Annotated in this window: 15 protein-coding genes; 6 read left to right on the forward strand and 9 right to left on the reverse strand. The window is 70.8% G+C overall.

Annotated features, from left to right (window positions below; translation table 11 throughout):
• Nucleotides 1-252: 252 nt before the first annotated feature.
• From ACFU9P_RS30240 to ACFU9P_RS30250, 3 genes are all read right to left on the reverse strand, one after another.
• A complete protein-coding gene (locus ACFU9P_RS30240) occupies nt 253-1,749 on the reverse strand; it encodes an MFS transporter (RefSeq protein ID WP_384086903.1) in 1,497 nt (498 codons plus the stop codon).
• A 122-nt stretch (nt 1,750-1,871) separates the two neighbouring features.
• The gene (locus ACFU9P_RS30245; RefSeq protein WP_384086906.1) at nt 1,872-2,096 is read right to left on the reverse strand and encodes a hypothetical protein; all 225 of its coding nucleotides are present in this window, start codon (nt 2,094-2,096) and stop codon (nt 1,872-1,874) included.
• 9 nt (nt 2,097-2,105) lie between these two features.
• A complete protein-coding gene (locus tag ACFU9P_RS30250) occupies nt 2,106-3,038 on the reverse strand; it encodes an SDR family oxidoreductase (protein ID WP_384086909.1) in 933 nt (310 codons plus the stop codon).
• A gap of 145 nt (nt 3,039-3,183) precedes the next feature.
• On the opposite strand from ACFU9P_RS30250, the gene ACFU9P_RS30255 reads away from it, so the two are divergent.
• On the forward strand, nt 3,184-3,861 hold the full coding sequence (locus ACFU9P_RS30255) for a TetR/AcrR family transcriptional regulator (protein ID WP_376386401.1): 678 nt from the start codon (nt 3,184-3,186) through the stop codon (nt 3,859-3,861).
• Between the two features lie 134 nt (nt 3,862-3,995).
• Here ACFU9P_RS30255 and ACFU9P_RS30260 read toward each other — a convergent pair whose 3' ends face one another.
• The 3 genes from ACFU9P_RS30260 to ACFU9P_RS30270 form a co-directional block, all read right to left on the reverse strand.
• Nucleotides 3,996-4,751, reverse strand: a complete 756-nt coding sequence (locus tag ACFU9P_RS30260; protein ID WP_384086912.1) for an MBL fold metallo-hydrolase — start codon at nt 4,749-4,751, stop codon at nt 3,996-3,998.
• Between the two features lie 221 nt (nt 4,752-4,972).
• Entirely contained in the window at nt 4,973-6,946 is a 1,974-nt protein-coding gene (locus tag ACFU9P_RS30265; RefSeq protein WP_384086915.1) for a WD40 repeat domain-containing protein, read from the reverse strand.
• Between the two features lie 149 nt (nt 6,947-7,095).
• The gene (locus ACFU9P_RS30270) at nt 7,096-8,028 is read right to left on the reverse strand and encodes a D-alanyl-D-alanine carboxypeptidase family protein (RefSeq protein ID WP_384086918.1); all 933 of its coding nucleotides are present in this window, start codon (nt 8,026-8,028) and stop codon (nt 7,096-7,098) included.
• 267 nt (nt 8,029-8,295) lie between these two features.
• Here ACFU9P_RS30270 and ACFU9P_RS30275 point away from each other — a divergent pair, with 267 nt between their 5' ends.
• Nucleotides 8,296-8,958: a GntR family transcriptional regulator gene (locus ACFU9P_RS30275; RefSeq protein ID WP_376386375.1), complete on the forward strand. Its 663-nt coding sequence runs from the start codon at nt 8,296-8,298 to the stop codon at nt 8,956-8,958.
• Nucleotides 8,955-10,256, forward strand: a complete 1,302-nt coding sequence (locus ACFU9P_RS30280) for a nitrate/nitrite transporter (protein WP_384086921.1) — start codon at nt 8,955-8,957, stop codon at nt 10,254-10,256. The genes ACFU9P_RS30275 and ACFU9P_RS30280 overlap by 4 nt, the downstream gene beginning before the upstream one ends.
• 160 nt (nt 10,257-10,416) lie before the next feature.
• On the opposite strand, the gene ACFU9P_RS30285 is transcribed toward ACFU9P_RS30280, so the two are convergent.
• The gene (locus ACFU9P_RS30285) at nt 10,417-11,241 is read right to left on the reverse strand and encodes a maleylpyruvate isomerase family mycothiol-dependent enzyme (protein WP_384086924.1); all 825 of its coding nucleotides are present in this window, start codon (nt 11,239-11,241) and stop codon (nt 10,417-10,419) included.
• A 167-nt stretch (nt 11,242-11,408) separates the two neighbouring features.
• Here ACFU9P_RS30285 and ACFU9P_RS30290 point away from each other — a divergent pair, with 167 nt between their 5' ends.
• Nucleotides 11,409-12,218, forward strand: coding sequence for a carbon-nitrogen family hydrolase (locus ACFU9P_RS30290; RefSeq protein WP_384086927.1), 810 nt, complete (start codon nt 11,409-11,411; stop codon nt 12,216-12,218).
• Between the two features lie 88 nt (nt 12,219-12,306).
• A complete protein-coding gene (locus ACFU9P_RS30295) occupies nt 12,307-14,190 on the forward strand; it encodes an NHL domain-containing thioredoxin family protein (RefSeq protein WP_384086930.1) in 1,884 nt (627 codons plus the stop codon).
• 75 nt (nt 14,191-14,265) lie between these two features.
• On the opposite strand, the gene ACFU9P_RS30300 is transcribed toward ACFU9P_RS30295, so the two are convergent.
• Both ACFU9P_RS30300 and ACFU9P_RS30305 read right to left on the reverse strand, forming a co-directional pair.
• On the reverse strand, nt 14,266-15,657 hold the full coding sequence (locus tag ACFU9P_RS30300; RefSeq protein ID WP_384086933.1) for a M18 family aminopeptidase: 1,392 nt from the start codon (nt 15,655-15,657) through the stop codon (nt 14,266-14,268).
• Between the two features lie 373 nt (nt 15,658-16,030).
• Nucleotides 16,031-17,857: an acyl-CoA dehydrogenase gene (locus ACFU9P_RS30305; RefSeq protein WP_384086936.1), complete on the reverse strand. Its 1,827-nt coding sequence runs from the start codon at nt 17,855-17,857 to the stop codon at nt 16,031-16,033.
• Nucleotides 17,858-18,039: 182 nt separating this feature from the next.
• Between ACFU9P_RS30305 and ACFU9P_RS30310 the strand changes: the two genes are divergently transcribed.
• Nucleotides 18,040-18,549: an SseB family protein gene (locus ACFU9P_RS30310; RefSeq protein ID WP_384086939.1), complete on the forward strand. Its 510-nt coding sequence runs from the start codon at nt 18,040-18,042 to the stop codon at nt 18,547-18,549.
• Nucleotides 18,550-18,637 lie beyond the last annotated feature (88 nt).

Consider the following 18,637-nt stretch of genomic DNA (forward strand, 5'->3'; position numbering starts at 1 on the left):
AAAAAATTGGATAGACCCACCTGTCGACCCCTGGGAAGGGGTGGGGGGGTATGTGAACCCCACCTGGGTCAAGGCTTAAAACGGGGGGGGTGGGGGGGCGAGGGCGACCGGTCGGCAGCTGACCGGTCGCCCTCGCAGCGGTTTACCGGGTGGGGTGGTTGTGCGCCGTGGCTGAGGTCCGAGCGGGCCCTGGGACTGAGCCGGACCTGTTACGCGTCGGCCTCGGCCCGGCCGCCCCTGGTCGGCGAGGCGTCAGGGTTTGCGGAGTCCGGCGAGCAGGGCCGGGGAGTGGTAGGCGGTGGAGCGGCCGGAGAGCCAGGATTCTAGGTCGGGGGGCTGGGGGCGGGCGCCGCCGAGGAGGTAGAGGACGATCAGGAGCAGTACGCCGACCACGGTGACCGTCAGGGTGATCACGACGGCGAGGTGGAAGCCCTCGGCGAGGCCTGTCGTCAGGGCGAGATGGAGCAGGACCGGGCCGATCAGGAACGCGGCCTCCGAGCGCAGCAGTTCGACCAGGGCGAAGGTCGGGCCGATCTGCGCCGAGGGGACGGAGAAGCCGGCCAGGAACAGCCCCGGGGTGACACCCGCGCCCGCGCCGAAGCCCAGGAAGAGCGCGGCGACGGGGACGAGCGCCGACGCGTTCTTCGTGGACACCGCCAGCAGCACGGCCGCGCCGATGCTCACGCTCAGGGTGCCGGACAGGGCCAGATACGGCGTCCAGCGGGTCGCCATCAGCCGCCGGAACAGTACGGCCGCGACGAACACCCCGGCGATCTGCGGCGTGACGAGCGTGCCGACGCGCAGGGGTGTGTAGTGCGCCTCCCTGGTCAGATACGCCTCGGTCAGCTCCAGCAGGGTGGTGAAGCTCGCTCCGACCAGCATCGCGTTGAGGGTGCCGACCACCGGCAGCGTGTTGCTGATGGGCCGTACGGGCATCAGCGGCTCGGTCTTCTTGTACTGACCCCCCACCAGAAACACCCCGCAGACCAGTCCGCAGACCACCGGCACCGAGAACTCCGGGTCGCTGAACGACCCCCGGGTCAGCCAGGCGACACCGAAGAACGGCAGCGTGGTGGTGCCGAGCGCGAGCGGAATGGCCAGCCAGTCGAACTTCGCCCGCGGCGCCGGCGGTTCATTGCCCTCGAACGCCAGCGCCCCGACGGTCAGCCCGATCGCCGCCAGCGTGGCGAGCCCCGCGAACAGCGGCCGCCAGCCGCCCAGGCTGCCGACCAGACCGCCCACCAGCGGCCCGAAGGCCACCATCCCGAACAGCCCGAGGCTGACGACCGCCGCGGTCGTCCGCAGCCTCCCGATCGGGTGACCCGTGACCAGCGGCGGCAGCGCGCAGACCAGCAGCATCCCGGTGCACAGCCCCTGGAGCACCACCCCGGTCGCGAACAGCCCGATCCCCGGCGCGCTCAGCGCGAGCACGGAACTCACCACGAAGCCCGCCTCGCACAGGAGATACAGATGCCGCCGCGCCACCCGCTGGACCAGGTCGGCGGCGGCCACCGCGCCGAAGGCGTACGCCGCGTTGGACATCCCGCTGGTGAGCTGGAGTTCGAACGGGGTCGCGCCGATCTCCCGGGTGATCTGCGGCTTCATCAGGGTGGTGGCCGTGGTGAGGATCAGATACGGGCTCAGCGCCAGCAGTGAGAGGGCCACGGCCGCGGGATAGCGCCCGGCCAGCGGAACCCGGCTGAACAGCCGCGGCGAGGGGAAGCCGGACCGGGGGGAGCTGGACCGCAAGAACGCCTCCGGGGCCGAGGGGGAAGGGCCGCGGACCCGCCGCGCGCCGGGCACCGGCCGCCGTGCCGTCCTCGTGGTGCGATGGTGCGATGGTGCGGCGCCCGGTCCGCCGGGCCGCCGGCTCAGCGTACGACCGTACGTACGGCCACCCGCCCTGACACGCCCGCGCCCGCACCGCCGCGCGCCCGGCCCCGTACCGGCCTGCCCGTACGGCCCGGCCTGCTGGCGCGACCCGGCCCTGCCTGCCCGTACGGCGCGATCCCGGCCTGCGCCGCCCGTACGACTCCGGCCCGCCCGCGCGCCGCCCGTACCGCCCGAGCGGCCCGCCCATCCGTCCGTACAGGCACCCCTTTCCGTCAGCCCACCGTTGACAGCAGGCCCACGCCCGTCAGGTGTTCCGACTCGGTCCACAGGCGGGCGTTGGCCGCGGGGTCGAGGGCCCGGCGGGTGATGCGGGCCGTTGTGGTGGGGCCGACCAGGCCGAACCGGCCGCCCGGGCCGTAGTACCCGCCCGCGACCGCGTCGGGGCTGGTCGCGGCGTACAGCAGCGGCTCCGTCCCCTGCTCGGGCGCCTGCGAGGGCAGGAAGTCCATCGACGTCAGCAGCCTGGCGCTCAATGGCGGCCTGCCGCTGCCGAGGCTCGCGCCCGCCGTCTGGAGGTTCGTCCGCGTGTACCCCGGGTGCGCGCCCGTGCTCAGCAGCGGCCAGCCGCGCTCGGCGGCGACCGCCGCGAGCTGCCTGGCCAGCATCAGATCCGCGAGCTTGGACTGCGCGTACGACATGTTGGGGCTGTAGCGGCGGCGCTCCCACTGGAGGTCGTCGAAGTGGATCCGGCCGTAGTTGGCCGTACCGCTGCTCATCGTCGCCACCCGCGGCGCCGGTGCGGCCAGCAGCAGCGGAAGGAGCCGGACCGTCAGGGCGAACGGGCCGAGGTAGTTGCTGCCCATCTGCAGTTCGAATCCGTCGGCGGTGGTCAGCCGGGTGGGCGGCGCCATCACCCCGGCGTTGTTGACCAGCAGGTCGAGCGGGGTGCCCTCGGCGAGCAGCCCGTCCGCGAACTCCTTCACCGACGCAAGATCCGCCAGATCGATCCTGCGGACCTCAAGCCGGGCGCCCGGCTGTTCGGCCAGGATCTCGTCGCGGGCCTGCTCGCCCTTGGCGACGGTACGTACGGCCATCACGACCCGCGCCCCCGCGCCTGCCAGACGGCGTACGGCCTCCTTGCCCGTACCGCTGTTGGCACCGGTGACGACGACGGACTTGCCGGTCTGATCAGGGACGGCATACATGGTGGCTCCTTGGACATGGGGGTCAGGACATGAAGGGATCACGAGTTCAGAACCGGTAGGAGACCGGCGGTCTGTTGTGAAAAAAGCTAGCAGACCGCCGGTCCGATAACAATAGACCGGGGGTCTGTAAGCTATGGCCATGACCATGCCCTTCCAGCGCGCCCGCAGCGACGAGCAGCGCGCCGCACGCAGACAGGCGATCCTCGACACGGCCGCCGCGATGCTCACCGAGATGCCGGTGGCGCAGGTGAGCCTCAACGAGCTGAGCCGGCGCGTCTGCCTCGCCAAGTCCAATGTGCTGCGCTATTTCGAGTCCCGCGAGGCCGTGCTGCTGGAACTGCTCGGCGCCGCGATGAGCGAATGGCTGGTCCATCTCGACGAGGCGCTCACCGCCGCGGTGGACGCCGACGCCCCGCTCCCCGAGCGCGGCGATCAGCTCGCCGCGGCGCTCGCGACCTCGCTCGCGGACCGCCCGGTCCTGTGCGACCTGGTCGGCGCGCAGGCCGCGGTGCTCGAACGCAATGTCTCGCCGAAGGTCGCCGCGGAGTACAAGCGCGCCGCCATCGCCCAAGTCGGCGTCCTGGCCGGGCTGTTGCGCGCCCGCCTGCCCGAGCTGACCGAGCACGACGCGGTACGGTTCGGCGGCGCCGTCCTGCTGACGACCGGCGCGGTCTGGATCCACGCGCAGCCCTCGGCCGCGATGCTGGCCGCGTACGAGGCGGATCCCTCGCTGGCGGCCATGCGGCTCGACTTCACCACGACCCTGCGCGAGATGTCCGAGGTCCTGCTCACGGGCCTGCTGACACGAGCCGCCGCACGCTGACGCGCCTTGCGCTGCCCGGCCTTGCGCCGCCGGGCCTCAGGCCGAGGCGGCGACGCGGGACGGCGGCCCGGCGTCCGTACCGCCTGGGACGCCTTCCGGGCCGGGCTCGGGCGCGCGAGGTCAGGGGCCCGGGCTCAGGACGCCAGGTCGCGGGCTCGGCGGGCCGCTGCCTCCACGGAGCCGCGGTGGAGCGGGCCGTGGCCGGGGAGGAGGGTGTCGCCGCCGGTCTTCTCCAGGATGTCGAGCGTGGCGAGCGCACGCCGGCGATCCGTGTCGAACATGGCGGGGAGCAGCTGCGGACCCTTCGTGCGCGAGGTCGGATGGCCGCTGACGAGGGCGTCGCCGGAGATGAGGATCCCGGCCCCTGGCAGGGCGTACGCGCAGTGTCCCGCGGTGTGGCCGGGCGTGTGGACCGGCACCGGGCGCCCGGGTAGGTCGAGCGGACCGGCCGCCGAGGCCGGGAACGGCTGCGGGTCCGTGATGCGTGAGTCCGCCGTGCCGCCGGAGCGGATCGCGTGCACGGCCCACGGCAGGACACCGGGGCGCCAGCCGTTGAGCAGCACCGTGCCGACGCTGACCTGGTGCAGGAACTCGCGGCGGGCGTGCGGGACTTCGGCCTCGTGCAGGTAGACGGGCGTGCCGAAAGTACCGCTGAGGTGTTCGGCCGAGCCGATGTGGTCGTTGTGCGCGTGCGTGATGAGAACGGCGGTGATCGCCTCGGGAGCGTGACCGAGTTCCGCCAGCGATTCCAGGAGGAGTTGGCGGTCGCCCGGGTAGCCGCAGTCGACGAGCGTGACCGCGTCGCCTTCGCTGAGCACCACCCAGTTGGTGTTGCTGCCGTGGACCAGGTGAACCCCGTCCGTCACTTCAACGAGCGTGTTTTCTCGCATGGCACGCGCAATCCCGAGAGCGTCCAGCACCGGCCCGTACGCGGACCGTTCGCTGCGGCCGCCGCCGCAGTGCCTTGGCCGGGAGCAATCTAACCGGGCGCCGCACCGCCCCGGTCCTCAGGGTGCGTGAAGCGCTCGTCGCACGGGGCCGTGCCGGAGAGGTGGTCTCCGGCACGGCCCCCAGGGACAGCGCCTGCTCAAAGCCCTACGCGCTCATCGGCTCACGCCGTGAAGATGAAGTACTTCCACGCGCCGTGCGTCGTGTAGTTGACGTTGTCACCGGACGTCGTGTCGATGTACGACGAGACCATCCGGGCACGCACCCCGGTGTCCTTGGTGCCGACCAGCTCCACCAGGGAGCGGCCGTCCGTACCCAGCCTGAAGTACTCCTCGCCGACCCTGTACCACTTCCCGGCGTAGTAGACCTCCATCGCGAACCGCTGGGAGCGGCCCGGGTAGTAGGTCATGGCCGAGTTGAAGAGCGGGTTCGTCTTCTTGTGGAAGTAGTAGTACGTCACCGAGCCGATCTTGGCCGTCTTGTAGTGACGGGAGATCGTGGTGGAGACGTTCACCTTGGCGTAGGCGGTCGACTTGACCGTCCGCGACGCGTACCGGGCGTCGCCCGTGAACACCGCGGTGACCACGGTGTCGCGGGTCATGTCCACGATCGCCGAAATGTCGCCCTTCGAGTTGACCGTGCCCTTCTTGAGCAGCTTCTTCGGCTTGTCGCTGCCGTACGGGTCGGCCCAGATCTCGACGGTCCGGTTCTTGTACGTGGTGCCGAGGTGCGCCAGGAATTTGACGTCCTGGCCGTACGAGAAGACTTTGAGGTTCTGCGTCAGCGTGACCGCGGGCGTGGCCCGGGAGACATTGACCGAGGCCGACGCGGAGGCGGCGGAGTGCGTGGCGCTGCCCGCGTACGACACCTTGTAGGTGACCTTGCCGCCGGCCGGCGGGGTGTCCGTGAAGGAGAACGCGCCGCCCGCGCCGAGCTTCTTCGTACCGAGCGACTTGCCGCTCGGCGAATCCAGGTCGGTACGGGTGACCGTCAGCGGCGTCCCGGCCGGGAGCGGCACGGAGGCGGTGAGCTTGCCCTTGACGGTGAGGACCTTGGCGCGGGTCGCGGAGGCGGGCGCGGTGACGGTGAGCGTGGGGAGCGACTTGGTGGGGTCGGTCAGCACGCGCAGCGAGTAGGTGCCCAGGCTGTTGCTGGACGCCGCGAACACCCGGCTGCCGTCCGGCGCCCAGGCCAGGGCGCCGGGGATGAGGAGGTCGGCGCCGCTGGTGTTACCGGTGTTGGGGAAGTCGTACTGCCGCACCGGCTTGGTCGAGCCCGGCTTGAAGATGTGGACATCGGGGTCGTACGACGAGTCGCTGCCGCCCGCGATGGTGCCGTCCGGCGCGATGGCCACGGCGTTCGGGTACGCGTCGATCGGGAGCCGGGTGGTGGCCTGTGTGAGGTCGGTGGCGGAGTACGCGCCCAGCGCGTAGCCGTTTCCGCTGCTGTCCCAGGACGTGAGGACCTTGGTCCCGTCCGGCGTGAGGTCGAGCTGCTTCACGGAGCTGTCCATGTGGCCCTTGGTGCGGAGCGTGGCGCCCTCGGCCGACACGTCGAACACGGCGAGCTGGCTGCCGTCCCCCGCCACGAGGACGCCCGGCACGGCCGGGTCGGCGCCGAGGAGCAGCGTGCCGTCGGTGTCGACGTCCGACCGCTGCCGGAGCTTGACGACCGGCTCGGTGCCGGAGATGTCGAGAGACCCGAGGTTCGCTCCGTAGCCGAACCAGATACGGCCGTCCACGACCTCCAGGTCGTTCGGGGCGTCGGCGCCGTCCAGCGCGTAACTCGCCGCCGCCTTGTACGTACCGGTGTCCACCGAGACGATCCGGTCCTCGCCCGTGACCGCCGCGTAGAGCTGTCCAGAGTCCGGCGACAGGGCCAGCCCGTCCACGCCGGGCAGGCCCGTGACCGTACCGAGGACCGTGCCCGTGTAGTCCGTGGCGACTATCTTGCCGCTGGTCGGGTCGCTGACGAAGACCTTCTTGTGGACACCGTCCACGACGATGTCGCCGGTGGACTTCACCGGCAGGACCTTGCTGGAGTCGGCCGCGGCCGGCCCGGCCGTGCCCGCGACGAGCACGGCCGAGCTGAAGAGGACCGCGAGCGCCGTCGCGGCCGGAAGAGTGCGCGTACGCACGATGGTTCGTACCCCCCAGATGAGACCCGCCCGTTGGTTCGGGCAGGTGTTCGCAGACTAGGACATCCCTCGGACAGGCCCTTTGGCCCTCTGTGGATAACCCAGCCCCGGTGTGATCAGTCGTACTGGTGATCAGTCGCCGAGCCCGATCAGTCGCGCTGCGCGTCCGCCGGGAGCGTCCGCAGCTTCATGGTCTTGGCCGTCGACGAGCCGAAGCCGTAGTCGAGCAGCTTGGCCGCGTCCTTGTAGCGGTCCGCGCCGTTCAGCACGACTCCGACGAGCGTCTTGGTGCCGCGCGTGGCGGCGAAGACCAGACAGGGCCCCGCGGCGGTGCCCGTACCGGTCTTGATGCCGATGGCGCCCTTGTACGAGCCGAGGAGCTTGTTGGTGTTGTACCAGGTGTACGTGCGCTTGCCGCCGGTGCTGGTGGGCGCGGTGGTCTTGTACGAGGTGGCCTTGACGACCGCCCGGAAGTTCGGGTTCTTCATCGCGTACTGGGCGATCTTCGCCAGGTCACGCGGCGTCGTGTAGTTGTTCCCGCTCGGCGAGATGCCGTCGAAGGAATCGAACTTGGTGTTCTTGAGCTTGAGTTCGGTGGCCTTCGCGTTCATCTTCGCGATGAACGACTTGGTGCGCGCGGCGGCCGTCGAGCCGCTGCCGAAGGTGTCGGCGAGGGCGTACGCGGCGTCGCAGCCGGAGGGCAGCATCGTCCCGTACAGCAACTGGCGGACGGTCAGCTTGTCACCGGTCCGCAGATCCGCGGTGCTCGCGCCCTGCTTGGCGACATAGTCGCGGTAGCCCTGCTTGACGGTCACCTTGCGGTTGAGGTCGACGCCCTTGACGCTGAGCACCACCGCGGCCGTCATGATCTTGGTCGTACTCGCCATCTGGCGCCGGGTGTCGGCGGCCTTGCCGTACACCGTCGCGCCCGTGGCGTTGTTGAGCACGAACCCGCCCTTGCCGCCGATGGCCGGCGCACTGGCGGCCTGCGCCGTCGCGCCCAGGGACGAGACGGACAGCAGCGCGCCGGCGACCAGGGCGACCACGACGCCCCGGCGTACGCCCGGAAGACTGGAAATCAAAGGAACCGCTCCGAATCCGCGAATGCGTTGAAATGCGCCAGAAGGGGACCCTCTTGTGACCAGAAGGGGACCTTCTTGTGAAAGGGGTCCTCAAGTGAGACGTCCGAGCCCCCCGAATGGATGCACGCGGGCGCGCGATTATGTGGCGGAAATGTGAGCGAGTGCGCCCCCCTGACCCCCCGTGACCCCCCTGTGACGCCACAACAGCCGCTGTCCGTATCCCGGACGCGCGCGCCGCTGCATCCCTCTTGTATCTATGCTGTGCGCATGCCATCCGCCGCTGCCGCTCCCGAGAAGCGACCGCCCGCCGCAGACCGTGTCTACAGCCATATCAAGGAAGCCGTGCTCGACCGCCGCTACGAAGGCGGCACGCTGCTCACGGAAGGGGAGTTGGCCGAGGCCGTCGGGGTGTCCCGGACGCCCGTGCGCGAGGCGCTCCTCAAGCTGGAGGTCGAGGGGCTGATCAAGCTCTATCCCAAGAAGGGCGCCCTCGTGCTGGCCGTCTCCGCGCAGGAGATCGCGGATGTCGTCGAGACCCGGCTGCTGGTCGAGGAGTTCGCCGTACGGAAGGCCGTGCCGGCGTCCGCGCGGCTGATCGGGCGGCTGGAGGAACTGCTCGACGAGCAGCGGCGGCGCGCCGTGGACGGGGATCTCGCCGCGGTCGCCGCGACCGACCGCTCCTTCCACGCCGAGATCGTGCGCCACGCCGGCAACCAGATCCTCTCGCGCCTGTACGACCAGCTCAGGGACCGTCAGTTGCGGATGGGCGTCGCCGTCATGGAGGCGCATCCGGACCGTATCGCCAAGAACATCACCGAACACGCCGAACTGCTCGAAGCCATCAGGACCGGGGACGCCGACGGCGCCGCCGCCTGTCTGCGCCGCCACATCAGCCGGGTCAAGGTGCTGGTCAGGGGTGAGGCCCGGTGAGCGCGCCCTCCGCCACCCTGCCCGGCGACCCGCCCGGCGGCCGCCGCGCCGCCTGGGTCTGGGGCATCGGCGTCTCGGTCTACTTCGTCGCCGTCACCTTCCGTACCAGCCTGGGCGTGGCCGGACTGGACGCCGCCGACCGCTTCGGCGTCAACGCCTCCGAGCTGTCGACCTTCTCCATACTCCAGCTGCTGGTGTACGCGGGCATGCAGATACCCGTCGGCCTGATGGTCGACCGGCTCGGCACCAAGAAGGTGCTGACCATCGGCGCGGCGCTGTTCACCGTAGGACAGCTCGGCTTCGCGCTCGCCCCCTCGTACAGCATGGCCCTCGCCGCCCGCGCCCTGCTCGGCTGCGGCGACGCGATGACCTTCATCAGCGTGCTGCGGCTCGGCACCCGCTGGTTCCCGGCCCGCCGCGGGCCGTTGATCGCCCAGGTCGCCGCGCTCTTCGGAGTGGCGGGCAATCTCGTCTCCACCATCGTCATCTCCCGCGCCCTGCACGGCCTCGGCTGGACCACCACCTTCGCGGGCAGCGCGCTCGCCGGCGCCCTCGTCCTCGTACTGCTGCTGCTCTTCCTCAAGGACCATCCGGAAGGCCACGAACCACCGCCCGCCCAGCACGCGGGCGGTGCCTATGTCCGGCGGCAGATCGCCGAGTCCTGGCGTGAGCCGGGCACCCAACTGGGGCTGTGGGTGCACTTCACCACCCAGTTCCCGGCGATGATCTTCCTGCTGCTGTGGGGCATGCCCTTCCTGGTCGAGGCGCAGGGGCTGTCCCGGGCCGTCGCCGGTGAACTGCTCACCCTCGTCGTCCTCTCCAACATGGGCGTCGGGCTGGTGTACGGGCAGGTCATCGCGCGCCACCACCGGGCCAGGGCCCCGCTCGCCCTGGCCACGGTCGGGGCGACGGCGCTGATCTGGGCCGCGACGGTCGCGTACCCCGGCGACCACGCGCCCATGGGCCTGCTGATCACGCTCTGCGTGGTCCTCGGTGCCTGCGGACCCGCCTCGATGATCGGCTTCGACTTCGCCAGACCCGCGAACCCGCCGGAACGTCAGGGCACGGCCTCCGGAATCGTCAACATGGGCGGTTTCACCGCCTCGATGACGACGCTCTTCGCGGTCGGCCTCCTGCTGGACCTGACCGGCGGGAACTACCGGATCGCGTTCTCGTCCGTCTTCGTCCTCGAAGCGCTCGGGATCGCGCAGATCCTGCGGCTGCGGGCGCGCACGGCCCGCCGGGAGCGGGAACGCCTGGTGGCGAGCCGGGTGGAGGCCGTGCACGTGCCCGCGTAAGGGCGACCGAGGGCCGGTACGCCGGTACGGCCGGTACGGTACGACGCGCCGGGGCGGGCCCGGTACGTACACCCACGGACGGTCATGCCGCCTCCCCCGCCTCACACGGCGGCCGGGCGTGCGCCTGCCGGTCTCCGGCCTGCCGCCTGCCGTCTCCGGCCTACCGCGTCACCGCGAACTCGCGCAGGATCGCCGACGCCAGCTCGTCATCGCCGTCGATCTTGATCCGGTCCGCGACCGCCGCGGGCCGCACCCGGCCGCACGCCAGCCGGAAGTACGTGTCCCAGTCCATCGCCAGCGTCACCAGCGGGCCGAGCGAGGGCGAGCCGTCGATCGAGCCGCGGCCGTCCGCGTTCACCCGGACCGTCCGCAGGAACTCCACCGGGCCGCTCACATCGATCACCACCGCCGAGTTCGGCGGCAGGCCCGCGTCCTTGGCGACCACCTTCGGCAGCGCGGCCAGCAGCGCGTCACGGGTGACCAGGGCGCCGGGGGAGTCGAGATTGCCCGGCTTGTTCAGCGTCGTCCGCAGATCCTGCTCATGCACCCAGACATCGAACGCCCGCCCCCGCATGGCCGTTTCGAGCGTCTGCTCCTTGCCCAGGGGCGCCCGGACCATGGTGTCGGGCGACCGGTTCTCGTTCCTGAGCTGCCGGTTGCGGCGGATGATCGTGTACTCCAGCTCCGCGGTCATCTCCGGAGCGGTGTGGTGCCGCCGCACATCGACCTGCATCTCCATGTAGCGGGCGAACTCGCTCTGCACATGGTAGAGATCGCGCGGCAGGGAGTGGATGGGTCGCGGGTCCCCGAGCATCTCGCACTCCATGCCGATGACATGCGAGACGATGTCCCGTACGGACCAGCCTGGACACGGTGTACGCCAACTCCATTCGCCCTCGACGAGCGGCTGCACCAGCTCGGCTATGGCCTCGATGGAATGGGTCCAGGCATCGGCGTAGTTTTGAAGGCTGGGATGGACGGTCACGGGACCCCTCGGCGGTTCTGCGGTACGCGGGCTGGCTTGCTGGGCTGGCTGCGGGCTGCGTGGGAGGTTCGGCAGCTAAGTTACGCTGCTCGATGGCACCCCGGCAGTGCTTTCGTGTGACGATCGTAGGCCCGTGTTGACGGGTCGAATGCCAGGACGGTGGTACTGTGCGCGCTTCGCTCATCCAGATCGCAGTAGACCCGCACGAATCGGTCGACTCGCGCAGGCGCCGCACCGCCGCCCTGGTCCGGGAGCAGGCGGGCGCCGATCTGGTGGTGCTGCCGGAGCTGTGGCCGGTCGGGGCGTTCGCGTTCGAGGCCTTCGCCGAAGAGGCGGAGGCGGTGGACGGGCCGACCTTCGAGGCGATGGCGAAGGCGGCGGGCGACGCGGAGGTCTGGCTGCACGCCGGGTCCATCGTGGAGCGGGATGCGGACGGCGCGTTGTACAACACCTCGCTGGTCTTCTCCCCCGACGGCGAGCTGGTCCGTACGTACCGCAAGATCCACCGCTTCGGCTTCGACAAGGGCGAGGCGACGCTGATGAGCGCGGGCGAGGAACTGGTCACCGTGCCGCTCTCGGGCGAGGGCCGCGAGACCGTGCTCGGTCTCGCCACCTGTTACGACCTCCGCTTCCCCGAGCTGTTCCGGGGGCTGGTCGACGCGGGCGCGCGGGTGCTCGTCGTACCGGCCGGCTGGCCCGAGCGGCGGCGCGCGCACTGGACGCTGCTGGCGCAGGCGCGCGCGGTGGAGAACCAGTCGTACGTGCTGGCCTGCGCGACCGCCGGTACGCATGCCGGGGTCGAGCAGTCGGGACACAGCATCGTGGTGGACCCGTGGGGCGAGGTCCTGGCGGAGGCGGGCGCGGGCGAGGAGATCCTCACGGTGGAGCTGGATCTGGGCCGGGTGGAGCGGACCAGGGAGCAGTTCCCGGCGCTGAAGGACCGCAGGCTGGGACTGGAGACACCGGAGCGCCGCTGAGCGGGTAGCCGGGTAGCCGGGAGCCGCGCGGCAGCCGTTTCGTATGGGCGTGATGAGGCGTTCATGGACGGATGGCACCCTTGTTCCCATGAACGACGCGACACCCGCCCCCGCTCAGCCCCCCGCGCCGGCCCGCCGTGCCCGTGTGCGCGCCCCCGAACTGACCGGCAAGGGCGGCTGGCTCAATACCGGCGACACCTCCTACACCCTCGCCGACCTGCGGGGACGCATCGTCATCCTCGACTTCTGGACCTTCTGCTGCATCAACTGCCTGCATGTCCTGGACGAGCTGCGGGAGCTGGAGGAGAAGCACCGCGACACCGTGGTGATCATCGGCGTCCACTCGCCGAAGTTCGTGCACGAGGCCGAGCACCAGGCCGTCGTCGACGCCGTCGAGCGGTACGAGGTCCACCACCCCGTGCTGGACGACCCGGAGCTGGCGACCTGGAAGCAGTACGCCGTACGGGCCTGGCCCACGCTCGTCGTCATCGACCCCGAGGGCTATGTCGTCGCGCAGCACGCGGGCGAGGGCCACGCGCACGCCATCGAGCGGCTGGTCGCGGAGCTGGAGGCCGAGCACGCCGCGAAGGGGACGCTGCGGCGCGGCAACGGACCGTACGTTCCGCCGGAGCCGGTCCCGACCGATCTGCGCTTCCCCGGGAAGGCGCTGGTCCTGCCCGGCGGGAACATCCTGGTCTCCGACTCCACCCGCCACCAGCTCGTCGAGCTGGAGCCGGACGGCGAGACGGTCGTACGGCGGATCGGCAGCGGTGTGCGCGGCTTCGGGCCGGACTCGTTCAGCGAACCGCAGGGGCTCGCCCTGCTGCCCGACGGCCGGGTGATCGTCGCGGACACCGTCAACCACGCGCTGCGCGCCTACGACCCGGTCAGCGGCGCGGTCGAGACCGTCGCGGGCACCGGCAGGCAGTGGTGGCAGGGCTCGCCGGACTCCGGGCCCGCCCTGGAGGTCGACCTCTCCTCGCCGTGGGACGTCGCCTGGTGGGCCGGGCGGGTGTGGATCGCGATGGCCGGGGTGCACCAGCTCTGGACGTACGACCCGGTCACCGGGACCGTGCAGGCGGCGGCCGGGACCACCAACGAGGGGCTGGTGGACGGGCCCGCCGCCGAGGCCTGGTTCGCCCAGCCCTCGGGGCTCGCGGCGGCCGGGGACCGGCTGTGGGTGGCCGACTCGGAGACCAGCGCGCTGCGGTACGTCGAGCGCGACGGCTCCGGAAGCGACGGGGACGGGCAGGAGGGGCATGAAGGCGCCGGCTTCACCGTCCGTACGGCCGTCGGCACCGGGCTCTTCGACTTCGGGCACCGCGACGGTCCCGCCGCACAGGCCCTGCTCCAGCACCCCTTGGGCGTCACCGCCCTGCCCGACGGCTCCGTCGCCGTCTCCGACACGTACAACCACGCTCTGCGCCGCTACGACCCGGCGACCGGCGAGGTGACCACGCTGGCGACGGATCTGCGCGAGCCCAGCGGCGCGGTCCTGGCCGGCGAGGACATCGTCGTCGTCGAGTCCGCGCGGCACCGGCTGACCCGGCTGCGGCTGCCCGACGAGGCCGTACGGGTCGAGGCCGTCGCGCATCGCACGCAGCGCGCCACCACCGATGTCGCCCCGGGCGCGCTCCGGCTGGAGGTGGTCTTCACGGCGCCGAACGGCCAGAAGCTCGACACCCGTTACGGCCCCTCGACCCGGCTCCTGGTCTCCGCCACCCCGCCCGAACTGCTCGCGGAGGGGAGCGGTACGGGGACGGATCTCAGCCGGGAACTGGTACTGGCCGACGGCGTCACGGAAGGCGTGCTCCATGTCTCCGCGATGGCGGCCTCCTGCGACGACGACCCAGCCAACGAATACCCGGCCTGCCATGTCCACCAGCAGGACTGGGGCGTGCCGGTCCGCGTCACGGACACAGGAGCGGCCCGGCTCGCTCTCGTACTCGCCGGGCTCGAAGTCGATCGATGAAAAAGTAGCTCGGCGGGACCGCTGCCCCGTGCCGTGGTCGTCCCGGGCCACGGCGGGGCGGTCGGTGACGTCCCGTCAGCCCTCCAGGAACGCCACCAGCGTGTTCGCCAGGTGGTACGGGTCGTCCGCGCCGCACAGCTCCCGAGCGCTGTGCATCGACAGGATCGCGACCCCGATGTCGACGGTCTGGATGCCGTGCCGGGCCGCGGTGATCGGGCCGATCGTCGTACCGCACGGCATCGAGTTGTTGGAGACGAACGACTGCCAGGGCACGCCCGCCTTCTCGCACGCCGCGGCGAAGAGACCACGCCCGCTGCCGTCCGTCGCGTACCGCATGTTGACGTTGACCTTGAGGATCGGGCCGCCGTTCGCGCGCGGCTGGTGCGTCGGGTCGTGGCGCTCGCTGTAGTTGGGGTGCACGGCGTGGCCGGTGTCCGAGGACATACAGATCGTGCCGGCGAAGGCCCGCGCCCGGTCCTCGTACGTACCCCCGCGGGCCAGCACCGAGCGCTCCAGCACCGTGCCGAGCAGCGGGCCGTCGGCGCCGGTGTCCGACTGCGAGCCGTTCTCCTCGTGGTCGAAGGCGGCGAGGACGGGGATGTACGGGAGGGGCCCGTGGGGCCCGTGGGGATCCGCGGAGCCGCCTGGGCCCGCGGAGCTGCTCGATCCCCCCGAGCCGCCGCCGGAGCCGCCCGTGCCGCCCGCGCCCCCGGGGCCGGTGGCGACCGCGGCCAGCGCGGCGGTGGCGGCGTGCACCGACAGCAGGTTGTCCATCCTGGGCCCGGCGACCAGCTCGCGGTCGCGGCCGAGATAGGCAGGCGGTTCGACGGCGTGCGCCATCAGGTCCCAGCCGGTGACCTCCTCGGCGCCGATCCCGGCCTCGCCGGCCACGAAGCGGATCAGATCGCCCTCCTCGGGCTCCCCGAGGCCCCACACGGGCTGCATGTGCCGCTGCCGGTCGAGCTTGAGGCCGTCGGTGTTGACGGACCGGTCGAGGTGGACGGCGAGCTGGGGGACGCGCAGGAGCGGGCGGTCGATATTGACGAGCCGGTGCGAGCCGTCCCGCAGGGTGATCCGGCCCGCGAGCCCCAGATCGCGGTCGAGCCAGGTGTTGAGCAGCGTCCCGCCGTAGATCTCCACGGCGATCTGGCGCCAGCCGTACGCACCGGTGTCCGGCAGCGGCTTGACCCGCAGATTGGGGGAGTCGGTGTGCGCGCCGACGATACGGAAGGGGGTGTGCGGCCGGGCGCCCTCCGGCACGAACCAGGCGATGATCGCCCCGCCCCGCAGCACGAACCGCCCGCCCGCCGACCCGTCCCAGGCGTCCGTCTCCAGCACCTGGCGGAAGCCTGCCTTCTCCAGGCGTTCCGCGGCATTGGCCACCGCGTGATACGGCGACGGGCTGGCCGCGAGGAAGGACATGAGGTCGTCGGTGTGGCCGCGGTCGAAGCGGGTGGAAGTGCTCATGGGGTTCACCATAACGACGGCCCAGGACACCGGGCCCGTCACCGGCTGCTACGGCTCGAACGGGGGCGGGACAAGCTCCGCACATGGGGAGAACAGGCACGGACGGAGGGCCGGACGCGGGTCGAGGTGCGGTCAAAGTGCGGTCGAGGGACGGTCAAAAGCGCCCCGGTGCCGGGTACGCCGGCGGGGCACCTCTCGTACGGCGAAGACGCACCCGTACGGCGAAGGCGCACCCGTACGCCGATGGGGCACCTCTCGTGGAAAGGTGCCCCATCGTCAGGCCGCTGTGGCGGCAGCGGCGGTCGCGGTGCCGAGCCCGGCTGCTCGGAACGAGGCTCAGCCGGCTCGGAACGCGTCAGCCGACTCGGCCCGCTCAGAACGCGGCTTCGTCCAGCTCCATCAGCGAGCCGTCGACCGCCTCGGCGAGCGCGCGCTGCGTCGAGACCTCCGGCAGCACGTTCGCCGCGAAGAACTTCGCCGCCGCGATCTTGCCCTGATAGAACGCCACATCCCGGGCGGTCGCCGTCTCCAGCTTCTCCGCGGCCACGGCGGCCCCGCGCAGCAGCAGATAGCCCACGACCACATCGCCCGAAGCCATCAGCAGCCGCGTCGTGTTGAGGCCGACCTTGTAGATGTTCTTGACGTCCTCGCCGGTGGCGGTGAGGTCGGTCAGCATCCGGCCGACGATCGCCTCCAGGTCGGCGGCGGCCTTGGCGAGCGCGTCACGGGCCGGCGCCAGCTCCGTACCGCCCGTGCCGACGGCCAGGAACTTCTTGATCTCCTCGGCCAGCGAGTTCAGCGCCTGGCCCTGGTCGCGCACGATCTTCCGGAAGAAGAAGTCCTGGCCCTGGATCGCGGTCGTGCCCTCGTACAGGGTGTCGATCTTGGCGTCCCGGATGTACTGCTCGACCGGGTACTCCTGGAGGTAGCCGGAGCCGCCGAAGGTCTGGAGGGCCTGCGCGAGCTGTTCGTACGAGCGCTCCGAGCCATAGCCCTTCACGATCGGCAGCAGCAGGTCGTTCAGCCCGTGCAGCTCCTTGGCGCTCTCGCCCCCGGCCTCCTTGACGGCGATCTCGTCCTGGACCGAGGCGGTGTACATCACGAGGGCGCGCATGCCCTCGGCGTACGCCTTCTGCGTCATCAGCGCCCGGCGCACATCGGGGTGGTGCGTGATGGTGACCTTGGGCGCGGCCTTGTCCATGAACTGCGCCAGATCCGGGCCCTGGACGCGCTCCTTGGCGTACTCCAGCGCGTTCAGATAGCCGGTGGAGAGGGTGGCGATGGCCTTCGTGCCGACCATCATCCGGGCGAACTCGATGATCCGGAACATCTGCCGGATGCCCTCGTGCTTGTCGCCGATCAGCCAGCCCTTGGCGGGGTGGCGGTCGCCGAAGGTCAGTTCGCAGGTGTTGGAGGCCTTGAGGCCCATCTTGTGCTCGACGTTCGTGGCGTACACGCCGTTGCGCTCGCCCAGCTCGCCGGTCTCCCAGTCGAACTCGTACTTCGGTACGAGGAAGAGCGACAGGCCCTTCGTGCCGGGGCCGGCGCCCTCGGGGCGGGCGAGGACGTAATGGAGGATGTTCTCCGACATGTCGTGCTCGCCGGAGGTGATGAAGCGCTTCACGCCCTCGATGTGCCAGGTGCCGTCCTCCTGCTCGACGGCCTTGGTGCGGCCCGCGCCCACGTCGGAGCCGGCGTCCGGCTCGGTGAGGACCATGGTCGAGCCCCACTGCTTCTCGACGGCGATCGCGGCGGCCTTCTTCTGCGCCTCGTTGCCCTCCTCGAAGAGGATGCCGGCGAAGGCCGGGCCCGAGGCGTACATCCAGACGGCCGGGTTGGCGCCGAGGATCAGCTCCGCGTACGCCCAGATCAGGGAGCGGGGGGAGGTGGTGCCGCCGATCTCCTCGGGCAGGCCGAGACGCCAGTACTCGGAGTCCATGTACGCCTGGTAGCTCTTCTTGAAGGCGGCGGGCACCGGGGCGGTGCCGGTCTCGGGGTCGAAGACCGGCGGGGTGCGGTCGGCTTCCGCGAACGACTCCGCCAGATCGTTCTCCGCGAGGCGTGCGACCTCTTCGAGGATGCTCTTCGCGGTCTCGACGTCCATGTCCTCGAACGGTCCCGTGCCGTACAGCTTGTCGCGCCCGAGCACCTCGAAGAGGTTGAACTCGATGTCGCGGAGATTCGACTTGTAGTGCCCCATGGCGACGACTCCGTAGGTTCCGTAGGTGGGTTCCGCAGGCGAGGAACAGCCCGGTAGGCGCGGGTACCAGTAAGTAGGTCCGATGATGCTACCCATGGGTAATAAGATGCAACCCCGATCCGGCCGGTGTGACGAGGGCGACGGGGCTTCCCGGGGCGGTATTCCTCAGTACTCTTGCGGTCATGTACGGCTACGACCAGACTCCGGGCGCTCAGCAGCAGTACGCGCACCCGCCGCAGCAGCCGCCACCGCAGCAGCATCATCATCAGCAGATGGGCGGCGCCGGCGCGGGTGTTCCCGGGTACGGCGAGCAGCCGCTGTATCCGGAACCGTCGCCTCCGTCGCTCGGTGACGCGGTACGGGCGTTCACGACGGGGTCGCTGTCGGCCGAGGACTTCCAGCAGGTCTTCGCGACGTCGAAGGTGTACTGCCCGCGGGGGGACAACCCGGGGTTCCTGGCGCTGCACAACACGCAGCAGCCGGTGATCCCGATGTTCAGCACGCTGAAGGAGCTGCGGCGGTACGCGGGCAAGGAGTCGAAGTACTTCGTGATCACGGGCGCGGAGGTGATCGATCTGCTGCCGACGGGGTACGGGTTCGTGCTCGACATGGAGGGGGACCACCGGATGGTGTTCGACGCGAAGGCGGTCGAGCAGATGGTGGACTTCGCGATGAGGCGTATGTACGGCTGAGCGTTTGAGCTTTTGAGTTTTTACGGCCTGAGGCCCGTACCGATCCGGTACGGGCCTCAGTCGTGTGCGGATCCGGGCGCGCGCGGGA

Origin of the sequence: Streptomyces sp. NPDC057617 (genome assembly GCF_042800555.1) — a bacterium.
In the GTDB taxonomy this organism is placed as follows: domain Bacteria; phylum Actinomycetota; class Actinomycetes; order Streptomycetales; family Streptomycetaceae; genus Streptomyces.

Bases quoted from the DNA above. Each gene is read 5' to 3' on its own strand.
- ACFU9P_RS30260 (WP_384086912.1), bottom strand. From the start codon at position 4,751: ATGCGAGAAAACACGCTCGTTGAAGTGACGGACGGGGTTCACCTGGTC.
- ACFU9P_RS30295 (WP_384086930.1), top strand. From the start codon at position 12,307: ATGAACGACGCGACACCCGCCCCCGCTCAGCCCCCCGCGCCGGCCCGC.
- ACFU9P_RS30300 (WP_384086933.1), bottom strand. From the start codon at position 15,657: ATGAGCACTTCCACCCGCTTCGACCGCGGCCACACCGACGACCTCATG.
- ACFU9P_RS30275 (WP_376386375.1), top strand. From the start codon at position 8,296: ATGCCATCCGCCGCTGCCGCTCCCGAGAAGCGACCGCCCGCCGCAGAC.
- ACFU9P_RS30305 (WP_384086936.1), bottom strand. From the start codon at position 17,857: ATGGGGCACTACAAGTCGAATCTCCGCGACATCGAGTTCAACCTCTTC.
- ACFU9P_RS30255 (WP_376386401.1), top strand. From the start codon at position 3,184: ATGCCCTTCCAGCGCGCCCGCAGCGACGAGCAGCGCGCCGCACGCAGA.
- ACFU9P_RS30250 (WP_384086909.1), bottom strand. From the start codon at position 3,038: ATGTATGCCGTCCCTGATCAGACCGGCAAGTCCGTCGTCGTCACCGGT.
- ACFU9P_RS30310 (WP_384086939.1), top strand. From the start codon at position 18,040: ATGTACGGCTACGACCAGACTCCGGGCGCTCAGCAGCAGTACGCGCAC.